Consider the following 24128-nt stretch of genomic DNA (forward strand, 5'->3'; position numbering starts at 1 on the left):
TATGGTACAAATAAGTAGTAATTTTCTGTTCGCCGCGTTCATCTTATATTTAATTGCAACTTTATTTTTTGGAGGAGCAATTAAAGAAAAAGGTAACAAGTGGGCAAATATAGGTATAACAATAACGATTTTAGGTTTTGTAGCCCAAACGGTATATTTTATAACAAGATGGATTGCTTCAGGACATGCACCCGTTAGTAATTTCTTCGAGTTTGGTACCTTCTTCGGTATGATGCTTGTTGGCGCTTTTATTGTTATGTATTTTATGTATCGTGTAAGTATTATCGGATTATTTGCATTACCAATCGCGCTTTTATTAATTGCATATGCAAGTATGTTTCCTAGAGAAATATCACCCCTTATCCCATCTTTAAAAAGTAATTGGCTACATATTCACGTAACGACAGCGGCAGCGGGACAAGCAATATTAGCAATTAGTTTTATTACAGGCGTAATGTATTTACTGAAAAATGTAGATCAATCAACAAGAAGTAAGCGCACATTTTGGTTAGAAACAGTAGTTTTCACACTTGTTTGTACAGTTGGATTTATTGGAGTAACAACGGTATTCTCTAGTATGAAATACGAAGCAAAGTTTCAATGGATTGATAAAAATGAACAACAAGTTGAGATGAAGTATAATCTTCCGGCTTTAGTTGGACCACATGAAGGGAAGTTAATAACAGAAAATAAATTAGAGCCGACAGTAGAGGTTCCAGCAATTGTAAATGCGAAAAAATTAAATACTGTTATTTGGTCAGTGTTAGTCGGAACACTACTTTATATTGTATTAAGACTTGTTTTACGTAAGCGAGTGTCAGCGGCACTTCAGCCGTTAGTAAAGAATACGAATAGTGATTTATTAGATGAAATCGGATATCGTTCTATTGCGATAGGATTCCCAGTGTTTACATTAGGAGCATTAATCTTTGCAATGATCTGGGCTCAAATCGCTTGGACGCGCTTTTGGGGTTGGGATCCAAAAGAAGTTTGGGCGCTTATTACTTGGCTCTTTTATGCTGCGGTATTACATTTACGTTTATCTAAAGGATGGCATGGAGAAAAATCCGCCTGGCTTGCAGTAATTGGTTTTGCAATCATTATGTTTAACTTTATTGTAGTAAACTTAATTATCGCGGGTTTACATTCATATGCATAGAGAAATAAAATAGGAGAGTGTATGTCACTTTCCTATTTTATTTTTGTCAAATTTTCTTCTTTTTTGAGAAAAACATGACAAAGTAGCGGTTGATTCTGTAAAATGATGTCGAGGACCAAATATACTGTTCAAAAAAAATACATAGTTTTGGAAAAAAAATGAACAAACTTTATTATTCTTGTGAAGCATAATATGGGAAGTGGAACGTTAAAAAATGCTTAATTAAACGAGGATAGGTGCAACATTATATTGTAGAAGGGTAGGTGTAAACCGTTGTGGTAAAAGTACGCAGCGGGTAGAAATGGAAAATGAATCAAGAATTTTAATTGTAGATGATGAGGATCGTATTCGTCGTTTATTAAAGATGTATTTAGAAAGAGAGCAATACACAATTGAAGAAGCGGATAATGGTGATACAGCTTTAGAAATGGCGTTACAAAATGATTATGATTTAATCCTATTGGATATTATGATGCCTGGTAAAGATGGTATCGAAGTGTGTAAAGGGATTCGTGAGAAGAAAGCGACGCCAATTATTATGCTGACAGCAAAAGGTGAGGAAGTAAATAGGGTACAAGGATTTGAAGTTGGAACTGATGATTATATTGTAAAGCCGTTTAGCCCGCGTGAAGTAGTACTTCGTGTGAAAGCGGTATTACGCCGCGCTGTACCAACGACATTCTTTACACAAGATACAACGACGAAAGATGTTACTGTGTTCCCTCATTTAACAATTGATAATGATGCGCACCGCGTTACAGCGGATGGTAATGAAGTAAACTTAACACCGAAAGAATATGAATTACTATTATTCTTAGCGAAAGCTCCGGATAAAGTTTTTGACCGTGAGCAATTGTTAAAAGAAGTATGGCAATATGAGTTCTTCGGAGATTTACGTACAGTTGATACGCATGTAAAGCGTTTACGTGAAAAGTTAAGTAAACAATCACCAGATGCAGCGAAGATGATTGTTACCGTTTGGGGTGTTGGTTACAAGTTTGAGGTTGTGAACGACTGATGCTTTGGAGAAGTGTAGTAGGGAAGTTATGGATGACCATATTACTTCTCGTTTCGTTTGTTCTTGGATTTGTTGCTATTTTACTTTCACAGTTTTTTAGAACGTATTATGTTGATATGAGTGAAGCTAGGCTTCAGAAAGTTGCAACAAGTGTAACGGAATTAATTGAAGAAGGTGCCGATGTAAAAACGATTGAGGATATTGCTTACAAATTTTCTGATCCACTTTCAAGGATTATCATTGTAGAAGATGGTAAGGAAATTTCTTCTTCGCCGAAACAAGAAGGATTAGTTACTCTTACAATAGATGATTTGAAAAATGATAAAGAATTAGCAGCTGTTTTTACAGATAAAAAGGATATTAAGAATAATATTAGAAAAGCTTCTAATAGTAGGAAGAATAAGAACACTGAAAATGATATTATGATCGTCGGGAAACCAGTACAGTCAAAAAATCAAAGTGCGGTGTTTGTATATGAATCATTGCAAGTTCCAATACAAGGTATGGAGAGAACGACTGATTTTATTTTCTTATCAGCCGGGATTGCGATTATTTTAACAACTTTCTTTGCATTTTTCTTATCTACTCGAATTACGGCACCGCTTCGTAAAATGCGTGAGGTTGCATTTGAGGTAGCGCGCGGGAAATTTGATACGAAAGCCCCTATGGTGTCGCAGGACGAAATTGGTGAGCTTGCAACTGCTTTAAATCAAATGGGGAAACAGTTGAAGTTTAATATGAATGCCCTGCAGCAAGAAAAAGAGCAGTTGGCTAGCATTTTGAGTAGTATGGCAGATGGTGTTATTACGTTAAATCAAGAAGGTGAAGTCGTTGTTATCAACCCACCGGCAGAACACTTCTTACAAGTTTGGCATGAAGAAAAAGAAGTAGAGTTAAGTAAAAAACTGCCATCTGAACTTGTTGAACTATTCCATCTCGTTGTAGAAAGTGAGCAACAACAAGTTGTTGAAATTAATTTGCAAAAAGGTAACTACGTAGTTCTTATGACACCGCTTTACAATCAAACAAAAATTCGTGGAGCTGTAGCAGTATTGCGAGATATGACGGAGGAGCGTCGTCTTGAGAAAATGCGTCAAGACTTTATTGCGAATGTATCACATGAACTTCGTACACCGATGGTAATGCTTCAAGGATATAGTGAAGCAATTTTAGATGATATTGTGCAAACGAAAGAAGAAATTAATGAGTTTGTTCAAATTATTTATGATGAATCTGTTCGTTTAGGTAAACTTGTAAATGAGTTATTAGATTTAGCCCGTATGGAAAGTGGACATGTAGAGTTACATATAGGTGAAGTAGATATTCATCCATTTGTCGAAAAAATTGGCCGTAAATTCCAGGGGATTGCAAAGGATAAAGAAGTCCAATTAACAGTGGATTTCCAAAGTCCAATTGCACAATATCCGTTTGATGCAGACCGTATGGAACAGGTACTGACGAATTTAATTGATAATGCAATCCGTCATACAAATGCAGGTGGACATGTTACACTTGTAATTAATACGAAAAATAGTGGCCTTACTTTCGAAGTGCAAGATTCAGGTGCTGGTATTCCAGAAGAAGATATTCCGTTCTTGTTCGATCGATTCTATAAAGCTGATAAAGCGAGAACGCGTGGGAAAAAAGTTGGAACAGGACTCGGGCTTGCGATTGCTAAAAATATTGTTCAAGGTCATGACGGGAAGATTTTTGTATCAAGTGTCGTTGGAGAAGGAACTATATTCTCTGTATATTTACCAAATCGTATAATTTAGATATATATGTTTTTTTAAGTTGATCATGAATAAAAGCTTTACTGTTTTTTTATTTTATTGTAAGTGCAATTAAATAAAGAATGGTAGAGTTTTTTTAATAATCAGAATTAAAATAAAAAGAGAGGTGTCGAGATGAAATGAAACTTTATACAAAAACAGGTGATAAAGGGGAAACGAGTGTCATAGGTGGCCGAGTGGATAAAGATCATATACGTGTAGAAGCTTATGGCACAATTGATGAGGCGAATTCTCATATCGGATATGCCATGTCTAAATTACAAGAGGAATGTTTTCGTAACATTTATAACGAACTTGAAAATATTCAACATGAACTATTTGATTGTGGAGGGGATTTAGCAATAGTAGAGAAGAAAATCCCCTATAAAGTAACGATAGAGATGGTCGAGTATTTAGAGAGACGAATTGATTCGTATACAGAAGAAGCGCCGCCGTTAGAGCGTTTTATTTTACCAGGCGGTAGCGAGGTATCGGCTGCACTACACATTGCACGTACAGTTATAAGAAGAGCAGAACGTTGTATAGTGTCATTGCAAAAAGAAGGAGAAACCAATGAAATTGTTCTAAAGTATGTAAATAGGTTATCTGATTATTTATTTGCGCTTGCTAGAGTAATAAATGCACGTTTACAAGTGAAAGATGTGGAATATAACCGCAGTGCACTTGTTTTTCGTAATAAAGAAGAGAAGGAAGTGGAGTAATACACTTTCTTTTTTTTGTATACTTTTTTCTGTAATATCCCACAATAGAGAAGGTATGACGGTTATTAGAAAACGGAGGATGTATATGAAAGCGTTAAAATGTGGCGTGGTGATATTGAGTGTATTATTTTTATCTCAATTACATGTTTACGCTGAAGGGAATCAGTGGATATGGCCTGTTGATGGGCAGATAAGTGATTATTTTGGGACAAGACATGGGAAACACTATGGTATTGATATAGCTGCGCCTATTGGAACGCCTGTTGCAGCTATTCAAAATGGTAAGGTGACAAAGTCTTATTTTTCAAGTAGTTATGGAAATGTTGTGTTTATTAAACATGGAGAATATGAGGCTGTTTATGCGCATTTAAATAAGAGATATGTAGTTCAAGGGGATAACATTTCAAAAGGAGAGCTAATTGGAGAGGTAGGGAATACAGGAGAATCGCGAGGAGCGCATTTACATCTAGAAGTGCATCAAGGGAGATGGACGATGGAGAAAAGGAATGCGATGAATCCGTTGCTTGTTTTAAATGAACAAAAAAATCAAGTTGTGTCATCATCACTATATATTGTACAAAAAGGTGATACTTTAGTTGGTATTGCTCGAAAATTTAGTATGACAGTTGAGGAAATTAAAGTGAGGAATGGATTGCGACAAGAGCAAATCTATCCGAACCAACAACTATACGTCAAGTAAAGGCAACGTCCCAAAAGCATAACTTTTGAATAGATTTATTTTCTTCTTATTTAAGATTGCGATAGTAAATGAAATTATATCGACGCAAATTGAAATATATCGAACATAGCTCTTATTATATCGACATTTCGACAAGAAATATCGACTTAACAACAAAATACGACAATAAGAGCAACCTATTCCTAACGAAAAACCGTCCCAAAAGATCTTTTGGGACGGTTTCTTTTACCAAAAAATAAAGACACATATAAATCCAGAAATAGCTAAGTAGCTATATAAGTAAAAGACTTTTGTTCTTGTTTTTTCTTTTGTCCGAAATAGTACGATAGTTGGTTCGATTAGACCAATTGTAAGACAAAGTAAACCAAGAAGCATAAAGCCAATTGAAAGAGAATACAGGGCGATTTGTGGTGCTTGAAATGGAATCATCCATTTTAATAAAAATGCAATAAGTGCAGTGTAACAAATGCTACCGATGTATTTATTCAATGGTGTATCAGAACGGAAACCAGGAAGTTTCTTGGAAAACGGACGGGAAACAACTTCCGTTTGTAAAGATGTATGTTCTTCAATTATTTTTTGAGCTTCTTTTCCTTTTTGGAAAAGGGATAAAATCCAGTTTCGCTCACCTTGGAAAATAAATTGAGAAGTTGTTAAATAGTGATCAACTTTTACCTTATTCCAACTCTTCCATGGATGACGTTCACACAATTTTAATTTACTTTCTGTTTTTTTATCATACTGATAAATACTTATGCCATCTTGGTCAAAAGTAGCGTAGTATGTCTCTCTTGAGAATGTGCCTAGATCAATTGGACAGTAGAAAAGTAATTCTTTTTTCAAATAAAAGTATTCTTTTCTTAAGTTTTTTTTCATTGCTTCTCGAATAGAGTGTCTTTTATCTTTCTTCATGACATTTCCTCCATAACTCAGAAAATGTTCTTATCTTAACAATTCAACATCTTATCACTTTTGACGACATATGACTAGGGGATTCATAAGAGAAATACCGAATTATAAAGTGAAACTTTAATCAGTGGGGGTTTTTTTCCACCCCCCACTAATTATTAGCCCTCACCAATCGGGCTTTTACGGGCAGTTGATCTCCCGCCTAACTTCCTCGCATTTGCCGAATTTCGAGGTGGGAGTCTTACTGCCCGTTAATGCGGGATAAAAAATATGGGTTGTATTGTAAAATATAGTGATCGTTTCTCTGATTATATAAAATTAATAACTTATTTTTAGTAAGTTACACTTTTTTTGTTCACAATACAATCATGTTGTTGTATAATGAAGTGGAAAATAGAATATCGGTCTATCTTCGGGGCAGGGTGAAAATCCCGACCGGCGGTGATGAACAGTTAATAATGTCGTTCTAAGCCCGCGAGCCGTTAAGGCAGGATTTGGTGTGATTCCAAAGCCGACAGTATAGTCTGGATGGGAGAAGATGGAGGTTCAAGCGTTCAAAAAAGATAAGTATTTGAACGTCTGTTTGATGTGCCTTAAAATTCTCCCTTTGTGTAAATCACAAAGGGTTTTTTCGTTCTATGAAAAAATAGGCATAGCAGAACCTTTCCACTTTCCATGAGAAGATCGATGGAAAAGGAGAGAGAAAGATGAAACAAAAAAACAGTGTAGTGCAGATGGTGAGTGTAGCGATGCTAAGTAGTATTGCATATTTACTAATGATGTTGGATTTTCCATTCCCAGGGCTTCCGCCATTTTTAAAAATTGATTTTAGTGATGTGCCAGCTTTAATTGCAGCGATAATTTTTAGTCCAATTGCAGGTGTAATTGTAGAAGCGATAAAAAATATTTTGCATTACGGAATTCAAGGAAGTTTAACGGGAGTACCAGTAGGAGAAGTAGCAAATTTTATAGCAGGATGTTTATTTATTGGTCCAGCAGCATTCTTATTCCGAAAGTATCGCACAGTAAAAAGTTTAACAACAGGATTAATGCTAGGAACAATTACTATGACAGTTATTATGAGTGTGTTAAATTACTTTATTATTTTACCAGCGTACACTTGGTTTTTAAATTCACCAGCTATGTCTAGTGATATTATGCGACAAACTATTGTAACGGCGATATTACCGTTTAATGTAATTAAAGGAATTGTTGTAACAATTGTATTTGTAGCATTATTTTCACGCTTGAAAGTATGGGTATTTGCAAAAATGAAAAATGCTTAAAAATGTTAAACCATTGGCAGCGTAACTGCTAATGGTTTTTTTGTTAGTGAGAATGAAAAAGAGAGCAAAAAATCCCCCTCATACTTATGAGGGGGATTTTTTGAAGTTAATAAAAGACTATTCGAATTTTAAAGAGTCGCCATCAAATGATTCGTCAGCAACTTTAATTGAGTCAGTTGGACAACCTTCGAATGCATCCATCATATCTTCAATTAATACATCTGGAATTTCAACGATACCTTGGTTATCGTCTAATGTTACAAATGCAATACCTTCATCATCATAGTCATAAATGTCTGGTGCAGCAGCACCACAAGCACCGCATGCAATACAAGTATCTTTGTCAACGATTGTATATTTTGCCATATTTTTTCCCTCCTGATAATATGTATGTGAAAAGTTCGCCAAAAAATTATAACCTTATTGTAAAACGGTTTTTAAAACTTTTCAACATAAAATTATAATGATAATGCTTATCAATTAGAGTGTCAACTTATTTTTGAAGTATTTCATAAGATTTTCAAAATACTTAAATGTTATTTCGTTTGATACAATAGAATATATACAAGCATGTAGTGTGAACATGATAAGTTAAATGAATAGCGGTTAATGTGCAATCGTATTGAAAAAGGAATGAAGTTAGACTGAGAGGTGGAAGCGGTAATGCAGCTACAATATACTTTATTATATTGTTTAAAACAATTGAATGGTGAAAGAACCGTTTCTTCGATTTATTATTTATTAAAAGGAAAGAGATCATCGCAAACATTACAAGATGGGAATATGTTTCAAATTTCTTTTTTGTTTGGGATTTATAAATCATTAAATAGAGCTGATTATGATCAAGAAGTTGCAAAGTTGTTACAAACGGATTTAGTTCAAGGTATACATGATAATACATATGTGTTAACGACTGCTGGTAACATGCAATTAAACAAATGGGAAGGTGACTTTGCCTTTCCGACGTATTTAAATGGTTTACACTATGGTGAAATAGGTGAAACGTTTTGGAAGAGATTATCATTGATCGTTCAAACCATTTCGAATTTACAACAGGCGAATACGAAATTTATTCCAATTCAACAGGATACAGAAATAATGATGTGGGTGAAACGTTTTCTCACTGGAATACCATATATGAGAAGTGAATTGGCTAAAAGATTATGGAAAGAAATGCATACACTTTTACAAAAAAATAATCCAGTAGAGGCGACAATCGTAACATATCGGTTAACTGGGTATGAACGTATTGGGTGTACTTTACAACAATTAGCGGTAATTACGAAACAAGATATATTTCGAGTTTATTTTTTATTTTGGGGTACAATTCATTTCATTATTCAAGAAGTTCGCAATAAAGAAAATGAGTTTCCATTATTAGCTGAAATTATATCTTATCCAAATGAGAAAGCTGATTTATTTAGCTTATCAACGAAAAAAACATATAATCTTTGGAGACAAGGACGCTCTTTAGAAGAAATAGCAACAATTCGGAACTTGAAGGTTGCCACGATAGAAGACCATTTTGTAGAAATTGCTTTACGAGAAAAAGAATTTTCTATTGAGATGTTTATGGAAAAAGAAAAAATAGAAACAGTAACAAAAGTAATTGAAGCATTACAAACACGTAAATTGCGTGTGTTGAAGCAAGCGGTTGGAGAGGAAATCTCTTATTTTGAAGTCCGTCTTGTATTGGCGCGGATGGAGGGTATAAATGAAGCTTGAGGAATATTTATATAAGTGGTTTGGATATTCTGAATTTCGTCCGGGGCAAAAAGGAGTTATTACGGACTTATTGGAAGGAAAAGATGTTGTAGCAATGCTTCCGACTGGAAGGGGAAAATCAATTTGTTATCAACTTCCGGGGCTTCTGCAAGAGGGTACGGTGCTTGTTGTATCACCATTATTATCTTTAATGGAAGACCAAGTTACGCAATTAAAGTATGTCGTGAAAAATCGAGTTATTGCATTGAATAGTTTTCGGACGTTAATTGAAAAAAGAGAAGCAATTAAAAAGCTATCTTTTTATAAATTTGTTTTTGTATCACCAGAGATGTTGCAGTCGGAACTTCTAATAAGAGAATTGAAAAAAATTCATATTTCATTATTTGTAGTAGATGAAGCGCATTGTATTTCACAATGGGGCTATGATTTTCGGCCAGATTATAAAAAATTGGATAAAGTAATTGAAAGTATCGGATCTCCGACAGTACTAGCATTAACAGCAACTGCGACAAAGGATGTACTGCGAGATATAGCGGAAAGTTTAAATCTAAAAAATATCGCTGAGCATGTGTACTCAATTGATCGTCCAAATATTGCGATGGAAGTGCAATTTGTGGAAACAATAGAAGAAAAAAAAGAGGCGCTTTTTGAACATGTAATGTATTTGCAAGGGCCTGGTATTGTTTATTGTTCAAGTAGGGCCTGGACAGAGCGTTTAACCGAGTATTTAAGAGGAAAAGGAATTACAGGTGTAGCTTTTTATCATGGTGGTATGGAACATGAAGAGCGTATGTTAATTCAACAACAGTTTATGAATGACCAGTTGCAAATTGTAATATGTACAAGTGCTTTTGGGATGGGGGTAAATAAGGCGAATACAAGATATATTATTCATTTTCAATATCCGACAAATGTAGCTTCCTATTTACAAGAAATTGGAAGAGCGGGAAGAGATGGAGAATTGAGTATAGCCATTTTATTATGTAGTCCATTGGATCACGATTTGCCAATTTCAATCATTGAAGATGAATTACCAAGTAAATCGCAAATACAATTTTTATTTTCGTTACTACAAGAAAGAATGTTTCAAACGAAAGTATTACCATTAGAAGATGTAGAAGAAATTTGTTATAATGCAGCAAGATTTAATGAACAATATTGGCGTTTTATCCGTTATCATCTTGAACATTTTGGAATCATACAACAGCGAAATCTTATGCTAGAGAGCTTGTCAGATGAAATAATGCACAGATTAATAGCGGAAGTGGAAGTGAGACTTCGTAATAAATATAGTGAGCTAGAAAATATGAAGTCATGGATACAAGTTCAAGGATGTAGACGTGAATATTTATTACAACAATTCGGTTATAGAAAGGAAAAAGAGATAGAAAACTGTTGTGATTACTGTGGTATTACAAAAACGGAGTATAAAAAAAGACGAGCGCAACAGTCAGTTTTCGACTATAATTGGGAAACAGAGTTACAAAAGCTTTTCGGCCTAGGGAAGATGGAGGAATGATGAACATTCAAAGGCATAATGTTGAAGATATGAGTCCGAGAGAAATAAGACTGAATCTCTACATAACACAACTAATCATTATTGGTATCGGTTGTTTACTAGCATATATATTATTTCAAGATAAAAGAGAAGTTTATAGTTTGTGGAAATGGGAACCGGTTTCTATACTTGTAATAGGTGGCTTGTTAGCGATTTGTATTGTGTTATTAGATTATGTTGCAATGCGAGTGTTTCCAGAATCTTGGTTTGATGATGGTGGCATTAACGATAGAATGTTTCAAGAGATTTCAGTCATGCATTTACTCGTTATCACGTTTATTATTGGCTTTGCGGAAGAGTTTTTATTTAGAGGTGTAGTGCAGACTCATTTCGGAATTGTAATAGCGAGTTTAATTTTTGCTGTGTTACATATTCGGTATATAACGAAGCCTTTTTTGTTTTGTTTCGTCTGCTTTATTAGTTTTGTTTTTGGTTATGTATTCGAGTGGACAGGAAATTTATTTATAACGATCTTTGCACACTTTCTTGTTGATTTTATAATGGGACTCCAATTAAGAAAATAAATGGAAGGTGGTGGTGAACAACATGAGAAAACGAATTCCTGATTTTGAAGAGGAGTTAGAAGTTGAGCGAGTGGAAGAAGATGAAGGTTTACCGCCGCGTAGTGAAATTCATAGAAATAAAGAGAAAAAACCAAAGTTTAAAATGAATCACATTTTTGTCCGAGTGTTAACATTTTTATTCATATTGTTACCTATTAGTATCCTATGGTATACGGATAAGTATATACAGGTAAAAAGTGATAGTAATAATGCTGAGAAAAGTGCGTTTGAAGTAATTTTCTTTGATTCAGCTAAGACTGAATCAAAGAAGCAGTCTGAGAAAGTAGCAACTCATGTTGTGAAAGATGGAGAAACTTTAGAAAGTATAGCGAAGCAATATTTCTCAGATGAAAATGGGATAGAAATAATAAAAAAATATAATGATTTACAAGAAGACGAAGTGAAAGTAGGACAAGAATTGAAAATTCCTATAAAAGATAAGTCCACGAAGTATGAGAGCTAGCTAAATGAGTGATATAGCTGCACATAAAATTAAGGACTATACTTTACGAGGAGGGAGAGTAAAAAATATATGTCATGGATTATATTATTATGTACTCTCATATGCATTGGTTTTGTATGTCTTCTTGGAATGTATAAAGAAGCGATGCGTAATACAGTGTTGGAACATACTTTAGTATTCGAAGAATTTCCGGAAAGTTTTCAAAAAGTTAATGTTTTTTTTATTTCGGATATTCATAGAAGGATCATTTCTAGCTCGCTAATTGAACGAGTGAAAGGAAAAGCAGATATCGTAATTATTGGCGGCGATTTAGCTGAAAAAGGAGTACCTTTATCGCAAATCTCTTTAAATATTCAAAAGTTAAGAGAAATAGCCCCTGTATATTTTGTATGGGGAAATAATGATTATGAAATTGAATATCACGAATTAGATGCTTTATTAATAGAAAATAATGTGAAGGTATTAGATAATACAAGATTTGTATTTGAGTCTGAATTAGGAGAGAAAATTTGCTTACTCGGTATCGATGATGTTGGATTAGAACGAGATCGTTTAGATTTAGCGTTGTCTGATTGTAAAGAAGAAGGTTTTCGCATTTTAATTAGTCACAACCCAGATATAATAAAGAAAATGTCTGGTAAAGAACAAATTTCGCTCGTATTAAGTGGACATACACATGGAGGTCAGATTCGGTTGTTTCCATCTGAAAAGTATTTAAAGGGTGGCGTATATAAGCATTCTAATACGACTCTCTTTGTTAGTAATGGGTATGGAACAACATTATTCCCTCTTCGTTTTCGGGCACCTTCCCAAACACATATCATTACGTTATGTGGAGGGAAATAATGCCGGCTTTAAATGGGAAATATAATATAAAAGCTGTTTCGAATATACTCGGAATTCAACCGAGTACACTTCGCGCATGGGAAAGACGCTATAATATTATTGCCCCAAAGAGAAATCGTGCGGGGCATCGTTTATATACCGAAGAGCATATTCATATTTTGAAATGGTTAATGAATAAAGTTTCTGAGGGGATGATGATTGGACAAGCAGTTCAGTTATTAGAAGGGAATCGGTTGCAGAACAACATTCAAAAAGAAAAAATTACAGATACAGAAGTTGTTTTAGTGGACGATATACTACAAGCTTTGTTAAAATTTGATGAAATTACAACTTCTGCATTATTAAACGAGGTTTTTAGTATATATTCAACGGAAAAGGTTGTTACAAGCATCATTCTTCAAGTGGCAAACAAGTTGTTAACTTTAAAAAATAATAATGAGATTACAATGTCACAATTCAAATATGTTGTATCATTCTTACAAACACGTCTAGGAATGATCTATCATAATGCGTCAGTGTATTCTTCCGTTAACAAAGTTTTCGTTTTAGAAAATAATATATTAAAAGGATTTATTTTCGCGACGTATTTACGACTAAAAGGATATCAAGCCATGTATATGGGGACAAGTTTAGATGAAGAAGGTATTTTACTAGCTATTGAACAATTACAACCTAAATATTTGTTTATATCTTTTGATGATGAACGAGAACTTGAAGAGGCAGTAAAATTTATTGACTTGTTGCAAGAAAAAAATGAAAACCTCTCTGGTGGTTTTATAGGAAGAAAAGGCATTGGAGATCAATTAAATCTTCAAAATATCCTAATTGGTAACACGAAAGAAGAATGGGATGGATGGTTAAAAATGTCAGAATAGTCATTCGAAAAGAACCATCTATTTTCTATTTCATATAATAAAAATTAGATGCAATGGTTACGTAGGGAGGGTATGAGATGAGACTGGAACGTTTAAATTATAATAAGATCAAAATTTTCCTAACATTTGATGATTTATCTGAACGAGGATTAACGAAAGAAGATTTGTGGAGAAATGCACCGAAAGTACAGCAACTATTCCGTGATATGATGCAAGAAGCGAATAAAGAATTAGGGTTTGAAGCGGATGGACCGATTGCTGTTGAAGTATTTTCTCTACAAGCTCAAGGTATGGTTGTAATTGTAACAAAAGAAAATCACGAAGTGGATACAGAAGATGAGTTCCGTGACGAGTTTATTGAAATGCAAGTGACTCTTGATGAAAGTGAACATATACTTTACGAGTTTGCTACATTAGATGATGTAATCAATTTGTCAAATCGCTTATATAACCTTGGTGTAACTGATGGGAAGTTGTATACGTGGGATGATCGTTTTTATCTTTGGATAGAAGAAGAAGAGCAATTTCAATTATTGAAGGCGGATTTTATAGCTATTTTAGCGGAGTACGGTAATCCGTCAACAGCAACAATTTACCGTATAATGGAATATGGTAAAGAATTAATGGATTCTCAAGCAATTGAACAAATATACAATTACTTTGTGAAAAAACAAAACCTCAGCTAATGTAACGTAGCTTGAGGTTTTATTTTTATTCAGCTGAAGATTGGAAAATCTAAAATCTATAAAGCGCAGTGTAGGCAACAAGACTAGCCGACCTATATTTAAAAATTAAATCAGTATTTCTTGATGAAATAATTGTTTTATCGAATGTATTTTGATGAAAATAAAAAATATTTAAATATTTAAGTGTTTTACTTTTCTAAAAGCAATAAAAGGACTATAATAATAGTGAAAACGCTTGCAACTTAAAATAGTTTGTATATATTTGTTAGCGTTTTCTATTGCATTCCAAATTTAACGGTGTATACTAGGCAATGAAGGTTTACTAAACAAGTGAAATTACAGGGGGTTTACTTACTATGGTAGCCGAAAAGGGAACTCAAACGAAAACACAACAACAAGGGGAACAACATTTTGAATTGTTAAATTCAACACAAATTGTAATTAATGAAGCATTAGAAAAATTGGGTTATCCAAACGAAGTATATGAATTATTGAAAGAACCAATTCGTATGATGACAGTGAAAATTCCAGTTCGTATGGATGACGGCACTGTTAAAATATTTACAGGATATCGTGCACAACATAATGATGCTGTTGGTCCAACGAAAGGTGGAATTCGCTTCCATCCAAACGTAACAGAAAATGAAGTGAAAGCACTTTCTATTTGGATGAGTTTAAAATGTGGTATTGTTGATTTACCATATGGTGGAGGTAAAGGTGGAATCATTTGTGACCCACGTGAGATGTCTTTCCGTGAATTAGAAAGATTAAGCCGCGGTTATGTACGAGCAATTAGCCAAATTGTTGGTCCGACAAAAGATATTCCAGCTCCAGATGTATTTACAAACTCACAAATTATGGCATGGATGATGGATGAGTATAGCCGTATCGATGAATTTAATTCACCAGGATTTATTACAGGTAAACCACTTGTATTAGGTGGATCACACGGACGTGAAACAGCGACTGCAAAAGGTGTAACAATTTGTATTCGTGAAGCTGCGAAAAAACGTGACATTGATATTAAAGGTGCACGCGTTGTTGTTCAAGGATTTGGTAATGCGGGAAGCTTCTTAGCTAAATTTATGCATGATGCAGGCGCGAAAGTAATTGCAATTTCAGATGCTTACGGTGCACTACATGATCCGAATGGATTAGATATTGACTACTTACTAGATCGTCGCGATAGCTTCGGTACTGTAACAAAACTATTTAATAATACAATTTCAAATACAGAACTGTTAGAACTTGATTGCGACATTTTAGTTCCAGCTGCAATTGAGAACCAAATTACAGAAGAAAATGCTGATAAGATTAAAGCGAAAATTGTAGTTGAAGCTGCAAATGGTCCAACTACATTAGAAGCAACAAAAATCTTAACAGATCGTGGTATCTTACTTGTTCCAGACGTATTAGCAAGTGCTGGTGGCGTTACGGTATCTTACTTTGAGTGGGTACAAAATAACCAAGGTTACTACTGGACTGAGGAAGAAGTAGAACAACGTTTAGAAAAAGTAATGGTAAAATCATTCGATTCAATTTATGAAACATCACAAGTTCGTAAAGTGAACATGCGCTTGGCTGCATACATGATTGGTGTTCGTAAAATGGCTGAGGCTAGTCGCTTCAGAGGTTGGGTATAGTATATAATGTTTTGAGAAAACGTGATTTCCTTTTGAGGGAATCGCGTTTTTTGTTGAAGTTACTAGTTAGAGGTGTTGGATATGAACAATGAAAAAATGGATCAAGTAGATCGATTGGAAGAAAGGATAAACCTAAACTAGTAAGAACTAAAAATACTCAGAAAACAAGTGTTTTTAGAATGTTTGGAGAGGGTTTATTGCATCTGGTTGTTGGAGGGCCGATTATCGCTGTATTATTTAGAATTATTACGTGGATTGGTGAAAAATAAAATAAAAACGAAAAGAACACTTGTTCTGTACGAACAAACGTGCTATACTTTCCTTAGATAAGCAAACGGAAACGATTTTAAGGAGAGATAAATGATGAAAATGACAGTAGACCAAAGATTTATGATGCCAGCAGATGTTGTGGAACGAGTGGAAGTTTTACGAAATAATCATAGTAAGCGTGGATCATTATTACAATCAGTAAATAAGTTTTTCGGTTTAGATACGAAAGAAGATTGTGTTTGGTTTTACGGTTTTTACGGAGTGGCTGTAAGTATTGTATTATTTATGGTATTCACATCAAATATTTTCGATGTTCTCTTCGCATAAGAAATATGCCATAAGGACATTGCCACCGAATACATATATAAGGAAGTAAGGTAATTTTTTAGAGCGGGAGTTGGTAGTAATGGCGATGTTCCCTATAGAGCGTAACTATATTGGGTATGGAAATTCACGACCAGGAATCCCTCTTTCAAAAGTAAGATTTATTGTAAGTCATGACACGGGGAACCCTGGTAGCAATGCGATAGGAAATCGGGATTACTTTAATGAAATACAACCGAAAGCTTCAGCGCATACATTTATTGATGATAAAACAATATTAGAAATTGTCCCTATAAATGAAGTTGCGTACCATGTTCGATACAATGTGCCAACGGATAATGAGTTATTCGGTTATGATGCGAATAAGGCTGCAATTGGGGTGGAACTTTGCTATGGTGGCGACGTAAACTTTTGGGAGGCGTATACTCGTTTTACGTGGTATCACGCTTATTTATGTCAAAATTTCGGTTTGAATCCTAAAAAGGCTATTGTGTCACACAAAATGTTGGATCCTACTCGGAAAATCGATCCTGAAAATGTATTAGGGCAACAAGGAATTAAATTTCAGCAGTTTTTAGCAGATGTCTATCGGATGTATGTTTCGTTTAGATGACAAATATATGAAAAATGAATACAATAAAGATAGGTGCCTACTGCTGTAAGTAGGTTTTTTCTTGTTTATATAAATAGAGCAGAGTTAGAAGACTAGGAGTGAACCGAGTATGCAAAAAGAAACAGTTATTATTATCGGAGGCGGTCCATGTGGATTAGCAGCGGCGATTTCGTTGCAAAAAGTGGGGTTAAATCCGTTAGTAATCGAAAAAGGAAACATTGTAAATGCAATTTATAATTATCCAACTCATCAAACATTTTTCTCCTCTAGTGAAAAATTAGAAATTGGTGAAGTTGCTTTTATTACAGAAAATCGTAAGCCATTTCGTAATCAAGCGCTTGCGTATTATCGTGAAGTAGTAAAGCGTAAATCTATACGTGTAAATGCATTTGAACGAGTGGAACAAGTTCAAAAAGATGGTGATGTTTTTAAAGTTGAAACGACGAAGCGTGACGGAAACAAAGAAATATATGTTGCGAAATACATTGTTGTCGCAACTGGATATTATGATAATCCGAATTATATGAATGTACCTGGTGAGAAACTTGAGAAAGTAGCTCATTATTTCAAAGAAGGACATCCTTATTTTGATCGAGATGTCGTTGTAATAGGTGGTAAAAATTCAAGTATAGATGCGGCGTTAGAGCTTGTTAAATCGGGTGCACGTGTAACAGTTCTGTACCGTGGTGGGGAATACTCGCCAAGTATTAAGCCGTGGATTTTGCCGGAATTTGAGGCGTTAGTACGAAATGGGACAATTCAAATGCATTTCCATGCGCATGTAAAAGAAATTACTGAGCATACGTTGACGTATACAGTAGATGGTGAGGCAAATACAATTCAAAACGATTTTGTATTTGCTATGACGGGTTACCATCCAGACCACAGCTTCTTAACCAAAATGGGAGTTCGGATTGATGAAGAAACAGGGCGCCCGATTTATACAGAGGGTAGTATGGAAACAAACGCTGAAAATATTTTTATTGCAGGTGTAATTGCTGCGGGGAATAACGCAAATGAAATATTTATCGAAAACGGTAGATTCCATGGAGATGCGATTGCGCAAACCATTGCATCAAGAGAAGAATAAAAGGAAGCTGTCGAAATCTTCGACAGCTTCTTTTTTAATCGTGCATAAACATATGTTGGATTGTTTCGTGAGAGTTTGTGTTTTCTAGTGCGACTAGTAATTTAATTCGCGCCTTTTGAGCGTTTAAACCGTAGGTGAAAACAATGCCCATATCTTTTAGTTGTTTTCCGCCACCTTCATAAGAGTATACGTCTTGAACGATACCGTTAAAGCAGCGTGAAACTAATACAATTGGAATGCCTTTTTCTATTAATCGCCCTAGACTAGGAAGTGTTCTTGGAGGTAAATTACCTTGTCCAAGTGCTTCAATAACAATTCCGTCTACTGGTAGTGTTTCGATTGCTGATAATAATGTATCATCCATACCTGCGTATGCTTTTAGAACGACAACGTTTTTAGAAATCTGTCGTACTGTGCATGTTTCGTGATGCACTAAAGCATGATGGAAAACAACACCACGTTTTGTTACCATGCCGATTGGTCCGTACTGTGGACTTTGGAATGTCGCGACATTACTTGTGTGCGTTTTTGTTACATTTGTAGCACAATGTATTTCGTCGTTTAATACGACTAGAACGCCTTTTTCAGCAGCTTCATTACTACTAGCCACTTTTACAGCTGATAAGAAATTATATAGACCATCGGCACCTAATTCATTACTAGAACGCATTGCACCTGTCACAACGATTGGGATAGTTGCTTGAACTGTTAAATCAAGAAAATAAGCTGTCTCTTCTAATGTATCGGTACCATGCGTAATGACTACGCCGTGAATATTGTCTTGTTTTACTCTTTCGTCAATGATGACTTGTAATTGTAGCATTTCGCTAGGAGTCATGTGAGGAGATGGAAGATGGAACACATCTTCGACAATTAAATCAACATCGACTTCTAAATCAGGAATAAATTTTAAAAGAGGATTCTTTTCACCTGGTTGTACGACCCCAGTTTCTTTATCTTCCTCCATTGCAATTGTTCCACCTGTGTGTAAAACTAGGATTCTTTTCAATGCTTATACCCCTTTCAAGTTGAAACATACATTTAGAACATAACATGTTTTGAGTAAATTCGACAATGAAAATGTATAAAAGTATGCTTAGAAAATGACAATAAAATAAATTACTTTAAGTGTGCTCGGTAAGTGGTTATTAGGTTAGGTTTTGTTTGTGGAAATTTATGAGGGTAGATGTGTAAGTTAGAGAGGGAAGGAGTGAGTTTTTTTGAAAAAAGTGGAGGAAATTATAATTCGTATATTACTGATTCAATTTATTTGTCTTTCTGTCGTCCAACTGTTTTTTATACATAAATCTTCAGTGAAATATTTATCGAAAATTGTTTATTACGAAGGTGTCGTCACGAAAAATAAGGCGGAAATCTTACAGGTGAATAAGTAGTTTTCATTTTCTTCTATGATGGATTATGCTACAATTATTGAGGATTTAATGACGTGAGGCAAATGAGAAGAAGCAGGGGGAGAATACCTGCTTTTCGTTTTGTTTTATAAGTGAAAAATGAGGTGTTACAATGGATAAACGAATTTCGATTGCTATAGATGGTCCAGCGGCTGCTGGGAAAAGTACAGTTGCAAAAGTTGTTGCAAAAAAACTTTCATATGTTTACATTGATACAGGCGCAATGTATCGTACTATTACATATGCAGCCCTTGAACAAAAAGTGGATATTGAAAATGAAGAAAAGTTAATGGAAGTTGTAAAAAATGTAAATATTGAATTTCAGCAAGGGGAAAATACACAACTTGTATTTTTAAATGGACAAGATGTTTCTGAAGTGATTCGTACGCCAGATGTGACGAATCGCGTATCTATTGTAGCAAAGCATCGTCTTGTTCGTGAAGAAATGGTACGTCGTCAACAAGGATTAGCTAAAAAAGGCGGCGTAGTAATGGATGGCCGTGATATTGGTACACATGTACTACCAGATGCTGAAGTGAAAATCTTTATGCTTGCTTCTGTAGAAGAAAGAGCGGAAAGAAGACATTTAGAAAATATGAATAAAGGTTTCGATTCTAATTTAGAGCAGTTAAAAGAAGAAATTGCTAGGCGTGATAAATTAGATTCAGAACGCGAAGTTTCTCCTTTGAAAAAAGCTGATGATGCATTGGAATTAGATACAACTTCTTTATCAATTGAAGAAGTTGTCCAAAAAATTATGGGTATTGTTTCAGGAGTATTTGCGAAATAAAGAAAGAGGACTGTCCTCTTTCTTTTTTTTTTTTTTGAAATGTAAAGGATAAGTGAATTATGAGTCTCTTTTCTTGACAAATGGGCTAATTTGTAAGAAGTTAGTTACAGAGGGGAAAAACTGTCAGAATATATTCGCTATTATATTTCAAATCATACTTTCTTCAAGATGATTTTGCTGTATACTATTTATATAGGTTTAATATAGTTTCTTGTGAACTATATTGAAACAGAATATGTGATGATAAATTCTTAAACATGCAAATGAAAACATTTGTTTTCATTTCGTATATACATAAAAATGCTTTGTCAATTCTGTAGGGAGGTATTTCCATGGTAGAGAAAATGAATGAAGAAGTTATGAATTCAAAAGAATTACAAGTTGGTGACGTTGTTACAGGTTCTGTAACGAAAGTTGAAGAGAAACAAGTGCTTGTAAATGTTGGATACAAAACAGATGGCGTAATTCCAATTAGTGAATTAGCTAACGTTCATATTGAAAAAGCAAGCGATGTTGTAGAATTAGATCAAACACTTGAATTGAAAATTATTAAATTAGAAGATGATGATCTTGTTTTATCTAAGAGAGCTGTTGACGCAGAAAAAGCGTGGGTAGAATTACAAGAAAAATTTAATTCTGGTCATGTATTTGATGTTATTGTAAAAGATATCGTGAATGGTGGGTTAGTTGTGGACCTTGGTGTTCGTGGTTTTATCCCAGCTTCACTTGTAGAGGTACATTATGTAGAAGACTTTGCTGACTATAAAGGAAAAACATTAGCGGTGAAAATTGTTGAATTAGACCGTGAAAAAAATCGTGTTATTCTTTCACATAAAGCGGTAGTAGAACTAGAACTAGATTCTAAGAAAAAAGAAGCAATCTCTTCGTTAAAAGAAGGGGATATTGTCGAAGGAACAGTACAACGATTAACGGATTTTGGTGCTTTCGTTAACGTTGGTGGTGTGGACGGTTTAGTTCACATTTCACAAATTTCACACGAACGTGTAGAGCAACCTTCTGAGGTATTAGAGCAAGGTCAAAAGGTAAAGGTAAAAGTGTTATCTGTTGATGCTGATACGCAACGTATTTCTTTATCAATTAAAGCAGCTCAGCCGGGACCTTGGGAAAATGTTGCTGGCGAAATAAAGGCTGGAGATATTCGTGAGGGAGTAGTAAAACGCCTTGTTACATTCGGTGCATTTGTTGAAATTTTACCTGGTGTTGAAGGGCTTGTGCATGTATCTCAAATTGCAAATCGTCACGTGAAAAACCCAAATGAAGTATTGGAAATGGGACAAGAAGTAAAAGTGAAAGTACTTGAAGTCCATGTAGCAGAAAAACGTATTTCTTTAAGCATAAAAGAAACGCTTGAAGAAAATAATGTAACAGAAGATTATAGCCAATATGAGCCAAATGCTGATTCTGCTACTTTCCAGTTAAGTGATATTATTGGTGAACAACTGAAAAAATTAAAGAAATAAAGAGGGGTACAAGTGGTAAGGGCAAAACGTAAATTAGATCATATTGAATATGCTCTTTCTACTGGTCAGTCTCGTACGCATGGCTTTCATGATATTGATTTTGTGCATCAAAGCTTGCCAAATTCAAGTTATGATACTGTAACATGTGAAACAAAAATCGGCGAACTTTCACTAAGTTCGCCGATTTTTATCAATGCGATGACTGGTGGTGGAGGAGAGCAAACATTACATATTAATGAGCAATTAGCATATGTAGCGAAACATCATAACCTTGCTATGGCTGTAGGGTCGCAAATGGCAGCTTTAAAAAATGAAAGCGAGGCGGCTTCTTATAAGATTGTCAGAAAGGTAAACCCAAATGGTATTTTCTTTGCTAATTTGGGGAGTGAGGCAACTGTCGAACAGGCAGAGCGTGTCGTTGATATGATTGGAGCAAATGCATTGCAAATTCATTTAAATGTCATACAAGAGTTAACGATGCCAGAAGGAGACCGTGATTTTACTGGTGTACTTCGGCGAATTGAACAAATTGTTTTAAACAGTAAAGTTCCTGTCATTGTAAAAGAAGTGGGATTTGGAATGAGTAAGGAAACAGTACAACAGTTAGCGAGTATAGGTATAACAGCAATTGATATTGGCGGACAAGGTGGTACGAATTTTGCTGCTGTTGAAAATGAAAGAAGACAGCGAATGCTTTCTTATTTTAATAACTGGGGCATACAAACAGCTACCTCGATTATTGAAGCAACCTCTACAAATAATAACCTCTCTTTTATTGCATCTGGGGGTATACAAACGGCACTTGATGTGGCGAAGGCAATCGCATTAGGGGCGAATACAACTGCGTTTGCTGGATACTTTTTACGTATTTTAATGCAAGATGGTGTTGAGAAGTTAGTGGATGAAATCGACCTTTTACATACAGATTTAAAATTTATTATGACAGCTCTTGGCGTGAAGACGATAGAAAAGTTACAATCTGTACCTCTTGTTGTAAAAGGCGAAACGTATCATTGGTTAGCACAGCGAGGGATTGACACTGCACATTATAGTAGGCGATAAAAAATCAACCGTCCGGTTGATTTTTTTGCGTTTTATTTTCGTAAGCAGAACGTGTGCAAACTTTTCAATATAGCTGGTTAGCGATAAAACAAGATAAGAGATTACTATTTAAGGGTCAAAAGAAGCAAGAAAAAATTTACGGTAATTTAGGGGATGAGGACGTTAATAAAAAGGAGATAATGTATCCTCAAATAGTAAAAATACGATAGGACGCATTACATATAATAGTGAAGATGTTAATATCCATGCACGAAATATAAGAGAAGATACAGCGATTTCTGGATATAATAAAAAGGTTGAAATTGCATTAACTTCAAATGTAAGAGAAGGGGGTTCTAGTTCAACAACAGCACAATTAACAATTAAAACTGTGAATATTGCAATCGCAGTCGGGAATAAATTGTATAGGAATCCAATGGTAAATACAGGAAGTGGAATAGAAACACTAATTTTGCCAAGGGAATTAGGAGAAGACAAAAATCCATCGGAAGATTCGTATGTGATTTATTATTTCAATATACTAAATGAAGTGAGTTTAAGTAATGCTGAAGTAGTATTACTTTCTGATCAAGGAAATATCATTGTGAGTAGGGGAATTAAAGAAGAAAAAGAAGATATTGTAGGCGTGAAAAAAGAGGTTGAGCGAAAGTTAAATGAAATAGGAGAGACGGATTATGTACGTGTAGAGGTAAAGAGTAAAAATCCTTCTCTTCATACGTAGTATGTTATTACATATTCTAAAAAAACCAACAGGTATAGTTACGATTGATGCCTCGTTAAGTGACAGGGTTTATAATGCGAAAATAAAAGAATTATATTATGAGTAGAAATAAAATAATTGTGTAAAAAGACGGTTTCGTACATTATCGAAACCGTCTTTTTGTATTGCCTATTTGAGGGCAGTAGGCCCTACCTCAAAATTCGGCGGAGTCGAGCTGTCCGTAAAAGCCCGATTGGTGTGGGCTAATAATCAGTGGGGATGGATCCCACTCACTGAAGTTTCGCTTTATTTAATGCTGATTCTGCTTTCGAGCTTGCTCCGGTGTATCAAGACTTGTTGCACCGGGATATTGAAGTGATTGGTCGCGATCAGATTCAACGCGGCGTGATTCTCTTAGCTTTCGTTCTTGGCGATCTTTACCCATTGTGAGTTACACCTCC

Annotated in this window: 25 protein-coding genes, 1 pseudogene and 1 riboswitch; of the genes and pseudogenes, 22 read left to right on the forward strand and 4 right to left on the reverse strand. The window is 34.9% G+C overall.

The annotated features are described in order from the left end of the window. Position 1: 1 nt before the first annotated feature. The 5 genes from resC (at position 2) to MR071_RS17000 (ending at position 5371) form a co-directional block, all read left to right on the forward strand. Complete coding sequence (gene resC / locus MR071_RS16980; RefSeq protein ID WP_242237084.1) at positions 2 to 1159, forward strand: cytochrome c biogenesis protein ResC; 1158 nt, start codon at positions 2 to 4, stop codon at positions 1157 to 1159. Positions 1160 to 1460: 301 nt separating this feature from the next. Beyond that, on the forward strand, positions 1461 to 2177 hold the full coding sequence (gene resD, locus MR071_RS16985; protein WP_002158614.1) for a DNA-binding response regulator ResD: 717 nt from the start codon (positions 1461 to 1463) through the stop codon (positions 2175 to 2177). After that, positions 2177 to 3952, forward strand: coding sequence for a sensor histidine kinase ResE (gene resE, locus MR071_RS16990; protein ID WP_105584035.1), 1776 nt, complete (start codon positions 2177 to 2179; stop codon positions 3950 to 3952). The genes resD and resE overlap by 1 nt, the downstream gene beginning before the upstream one ends. A 137-nt stretch (positions 3953 to 4089) precedes the next feature. After that, positions 4090 to 4671 (forward strand): cob(I)yrinic acid a,c-diamide adenosyltransferase, encoded by a 582-nt coding sequence (locus MR071_RS16995; protein WP_002149412.1) that lies wholly within the window; start codon positions 4090 to 4092, stop codon positions 4669 to 4671. An 85-nt stretch (positions 4672 to 4756) separates the two neighbouring features. Beyond that, positions 4757 to 5371 carry a peptidoglycan DD-metalloendopeptidase family protein gene (locus tag MR071_RS17000; RefSeq protein ID WP_002141020.1) on the forward strand — a complete coding sequence of 205 codons (615 nt, stop codon included), beginning with the start codon at positions 4757 to 4759 and terminating at the stop codon, positions 5369 to 5371. Between the two features lie 225 nt (positions 5372 to 5596). Here MR071_RS17000 and MR071_RS17005 read toward each other — a convergent pair whose 3' ends face one another. Then, positions 5597 to 6283 (reverse strand): hypothetical protein, encoded by a 687-nt coding sequence (locus tag MR071_RS17005; RefSeq protein WP_002149409.1) that lies wholly within the window; start codon positions 6281 to 6283, stop codon positions 5597 to 5599. A 401-nt stretch (positions 6284 to 6684) separates the two neighbouring features. Next, positions 6685 to 6824, forward strand: a riboswitch (FMN riboswitch). Between the two features lie 163 nt (positions 6825 to 6987). Between MR071_RS17005 and MR071_RS17010 the strand changes: the two genes are divergently transcribed. After that, positions 6988 to 7566 (forward strand): ECF transporter S component, encoded by a 579-nt coding sequence (locus tag MR071_RS17010; protein ID WP_002011769.1) that lies wholly within the window; start codon positions 6988 to 6990, stop codon positions 7564 to 7566. A gap of 117 nt (positions 7567 to 7683) precedes the next feature. On the opposite strand, the gene MR071_RS17015 is transcribed toward MR071_RS17010, so the two are convergent. Further along, positions 7684 to 7932 carry a ferredoxin gene (locus tag MR071_RS17015; protein ID WP_001151994.1) on the reverse strand — a complete coding sequence of 83 codons (249 nt, stop codon included), beginning with the start codon at positions 7930 to 7932 and terminating at the stop codon, positions 7684 to 7686. Between the two features lie 297 nt (positions 7933 to 8229). Between MR071_RS17015 and MR071_RS17020 the strand changes: the two genes are divergently transcribed. The 11 genes from MR071_RS17020 to MR071_RS17075 all read left to right on the forward strand — a co-directional run bounded on the left by MR071_RS17020 (position 8230) and on the right by MR071_RS17075 (position 18222). Continuing rightward, positions 8230 to 9291 (forward strand): YpbB family protein, encoded by a 1062-nt coding sequence (locus tag MR071_RS17020; RefSeq protein ID WP_105584033.1) that lies wholly within the window; start codon positions 8230 to 8232, stop codon positions 9289 to 9291. After that, positions 9281 to 10810, forward strand: coding sequence for a RecQ family ATP-dependent DNA helicase (locus MR071_RS17025; RefSeq protein WP_242237087.1), 1530 nt, complete (start codon positions 9281 to 9283; stop codon positions 10808 to 10810). The genes MR071_RS17020 and MR071_RS17025 overlap by 11 nt, the downstream gene beginning before the upstream one ends. Further along, positions 10810 to 11373, forward strand: a complete 564-nt coding sequence (locus tag MR071_RS17030) for a CPBP family intramembrane glutamic endopeptidase (protein WP_242237174.1) — start codon at positions 10810 to 10812, stop codon at positions 11371 to 11373. The genes MR071_RS17025 and MR071_RS17030 overlap by 1 nt, the downstream gene beginning before the upstream one ends. A 22-nt stretch (positions 11374 to 11395) precedes the next feature. Further along, positions 11396 to 11875 (forward strand): LysM peptidoglycan-binding domain-containing protein, encoded by a 480-nt coding sequence (locus tag MR071_RS17035; RefSeq protein ID WP_105584030.1) that lies wholly within the window; start codon positions 11396 to 11398, stop codon positions 11873 to 11875. Between the two features lie 69 nt (positions 11876 to 11944). Further along, positions 11945 to 12721, forward strand: coding sequence for a metallophosphoesterase (locus MR071_RS17040; protein WP_242237088.1), 777 nt, complete (start codon positions 11945 to 11947; stop codon positions 12719 to 12721). Then, complete coding sequence (locus MR071_RS17045; protein WP_242237091.1) at positions 12721 to 13596, forward strand: MerR family transcriptional regulator; 876 nt, start codon at positions 12721 to 12723, stop codon at positions 13594 to 13596. The genes MR071_RS17040 and MR071_RS17045 overlap by 1 nt, the downstream gene beginning before the upstream one ends. 77 nt (positions 13597 to 13673) lie before the next feature. After that, positions 13674 to 14282: a genetic competence negative regulator gene (locus tag MR071_RS17050; protein ID WP_002158605.1), complete on the forward strand. Its 609-nt coding sequence runs from the start codon at positions 13674 to 13676 to the stop codon at positions 14280 to 14282. 356 nt (positions 14283 to 14638) lie between these two features. Continuing rightward, complete coding sequence (gudB, locus tag MR071_RS17055; protein ID WP_000225168.1) at positions 14639 to 15925, forward strand: NAD-specific glutamate dehydrogenase; 1287 nt, start codon at positions 14639 to 14641, stop codon at positions 15923 to 15925. A 360-nt stretch (positions 15926 to 16285) separates the two neighbouring features. Continuing rightward, the gene (locus tag MR071_RS17065) at positions 16286 to 16522 is read left to right on the forward strand and encodes a DUF3961 domain-containing protein (protein ID WP_002086635.1); all 237 of its coding nucleotides are present in this window, start codon (positions 16286 to 16288) and stop codon (positions 16520 to 16522) included. A 79-nt stretch (positions 16523 to 16601) separates the two neighbouring features. Beyond that, entirely contained in the window at positions 16602 to 17132 is a 531-nt protein-coding gene (locus tag MR071_RS17070) for a peptidoglycan recognition protein family protein (protein ID WP_242237095.1), read from the forward strand. A 109-nt stretch (positions 17133 to 17241) separates the two neighbouring features. Further along, positions 17242 to 18222, forward strand: coding sequence for a YpdA family putative bacillithiol disulfide reductase (locus MR071_RS17075; RefSeq protein WP_002086631.1), 981 nt, complete (start codon positions 17242 to 17244; stop codon positions 18220 to 18222). A gap of 34 nt (positions 18223 to 18256) precedes the next feature. Here the strand turns inward: MR071_RS17075 and ansA are convergent, their stop codons facing one another. Further along, positions 18257 to 19231: an asparaginase gene (ansA, locus tag MR071_RS17080; RefSeq protein ID WP_105584026.1), complete on the reverse strand. Its 975-nt coding sequence runs from the start codon at positions 19229 to 19231 to the stop codon at positions 18257 to 18259. A 211-nt stretch (positions 19232 to 19442) separates the two neighbouring features. On the opposite strand from ansA, the gene MR071_RS17085 reads away from it, so the two are divergent. The 5 genes and pseudogenes from MR071_RS17085 (at position 19443) to MR071_RS17105 (ending at position 23794) form a co-directional block, all read left to right on the forward strand. After that, positions 19443 to 19616 carry a DUF5359 family protein gene (locus MR071_RS17085; RefSeq protein WP_181149417.1) on the forward strand — a complete coding sequence of 58 codons (174 nt, stop codon included), beginning with the start codon at positions 19443 to 19445 and terminating at the stop codon, positions 19614 to 19616. 130 nt (positions 19617 to 19746) lie between these two features. Continuing rightward, a complete protein-coding gene (gene cmk, locus MR071_RS17090) occupies positions 19747 to 20424 on the forward strand; it encodes a (d)CMP kinase (protein ID WP_002086629.1) in 678 nt (225 codons plus the stop codon). A 332-nt stretch (positions 20425 to 20756) separates the two neighbouring features. Continuing rightward, complete coding sequence (gene rpsA / locus MR071_RS17095; protein WP_002126412.1) at positions 20757 to 21905, forward strand: 30S ribosomal protein S1; 1149 nt, start codon at positions 20757 to 20759, stop codon at positions 21903 to 21905. Between the two features lie 12 nt (positions 21906 to 21917). Next, positions 21918 to 22967, forward strand: coding sequence for a type 2 isopentenyl-diphosphate Delta-isomerase (locus MR071_RS17100; protein WP_242237098.1), 1050 nt, complete (start codon positions 21918 to 21920; stop codon positions 22965 to 22967). Between the two features lie 53 nt (positions 22968 to 23020). Continuing rightward, a pseudogene (locus MR071_RS17105) lies at positions 23021 to 23794 on the forward strand (hypothetical protein). A gap of 183 nt (positions 23795 to 23977) precedes the next feature. Here MR071_RS17105 and MR071_RS17110 read toward each other — a convergent pair. Next, positions 23978 to 24112 carry a YpzI family protein gene (locus MR071_RS17110; protein WP_000513901.1) on the reverse strand — a complete coding sequence of 45 codons (135 nt, stop codon included), beginning with the start codon at positions 24110 to 24112 and terminating at the stop codon, positions 23978 to 23980. Positions 24113 to 24128: the final 16 nt, after the last annotated feature.

This window comes from Bacillus cereus group sp. BfR-BA-01316 (assembly GCF_022664195.1).
In the GTDB taxonomy this organism is placed as follows: Bacteria; Bacillota; Bacilli; order Bacillales; family Bacillaceae_G; genus Bacillus_A.

Excerpts from the sequence above, each read along its gene's own strand:
- MR071_RS17000 (WP_002141020.1), top strand. The coding sequence starts at position 4,757 with ATGAAAGCGTTAAAATGTGGCGTGGTGATATTGAGTGTATTATTTTTA.
- MR071_RS16995 (WP_002149412.1), top strand. The coding sequence starts at position 4,090 with ATGAAACTTTATACAAAAACAGGTGATAAAGGGGAAACGAGTGTCATA.
- MR071_RS17045 (WP_242237091.1), top strand. The coding sequence starts at position 12,721 with ATGCCGGCTTTAAATGGGAAATATAATATAAAAGCTGTTTCGAATATA.
- rpsA (WP_002126412.1), top strand. The coding sequence starts at position 20,757 with ATGGTAGAGAAAATGAATGAAGAAGTTATGAATTCAAAAGAATTACAA.
- resC (WP_242237084.1), top strand. The coding sequence starts at position 2 with ATGGTACAAATAAGTAGTAATTTTCTGTTCGCCGCGTTCATCTTATAT.
- MR071_RS17065 (WP_002086635.1), top strand. The coding sequence starts at position 16,286 with ATGATGAAAATGACAGTAGACCAAAGATTTATGATGCCAGCAGATGTT.
- MR071_RS17110 (WP_000513901.1), bottom strand. The coding sequence starts at position 24,112 with ATGGGTAAAGATCGCCAAGAACGAAAGCTAAGAGAATCACGCCGCGTT.
- MR071_RS17020 (WP_105584033.1), top strand. The coding sequence starts at position 8,230 with ATGCAGCTACAATATACTTTATTATATTGTTTAAAACAATTGAATGGT.
- MR071_RS17015 (WP_001151994.1), bottom strand. The coding sequence starts at position 7,932 with ATGGCAAAATATACAATCGTTGACAAAGATACTTGTATTGCATGCGGT.
- resD (WP_002158614.1), top strand. The coding sequence starts at position 1,461 with ATGGAAAATGAATCAAGAATTTTAATTGTAGATGATGAGGATCGTATT.
- MR071_RS17030 (WP_242237174.1), top strand. The coding sequence starts at position 10,810 with ATGAACATTCAAAGGCATAATGTTGAAGATATGAGTCCGAGAGAAATA.
- MR071_RS17005 (WP_002149409.1), bottom strand. The coding sequence starts at position 6,283 with ATGAAGAAAGATAAAAGACACTCTATTCGAGAAGCAATGAAAAAAAAC.
- MR071_RS17070 (WP_242237095.1), top strand. The coding sequence starts at position 16,602 with ATGGCGATGTTCCCTATAGAGCGTAACTATATTGGGTATGGAAATTCA.
- resE (WP_105584035.1), top strand. The coding sequence starts at position 2,177 with ATGCTTTGGAGAAGTGTAGTAGGGAAGTTATGGATGACCATATTACTT.
- MR071_RS17050 (WP_002158605.1), top strand. The coding sequence starts at position 13,674 with ATGAGACTGGAACGTTTAAATTATAATAAGATCAAAATTTTCCTAACA.
- MR071_RS17010 (WP_002011769.1), top strand. The coding sequence starts at position 6,988 with ATGAAACAAAAAAACAGTGTAGTGCAGATGGTGAGTGTAGCGATGCTA.
- MR071_RS17035 (WP_105584030.1), top strand. The coding sequence starts at position 11,396 with ATGAGAAAACGAATTCCTGATTTTGAAGAGGAGTTAGAAGTTGAGCGA.
- MR071_RS17075 (WP_002086631.1), top strand. The coding sequence starts at position 17,242 with ATGCAAAAAGAAACAGTTATTATTATCGGAGGCGGTCCATGTGGATTA.
- gudB (WP_000225168.1), top strand. The coding sequence starts at position 14,639 with ATGGTAGCCGAAAAGGGAACTCAAACGAAAACACAACAACAAGGGGAA.
- cmk (WP_002086629.1), top strand. The coding sequence starts at position 19,747 with ATGGATAAACGAATTTCGATTGCTATAGATGGTCCAGCGGCTGCTGGG.
- MR071_RS17040 (WP_242237088.1), top strand. The coding sequence starts at position 11,945 with ATGTCATGGATTATATTATTATGTACTCTCATATGCATTGGTTTTGTA.
- MR071_RS17025 (WP_242237087.1), top strand. The coding sequence starts at position 9,281 with ATGAAGCTTGAGGAATATTTATATAAGTGGTTTGGATATTCTGAATTT.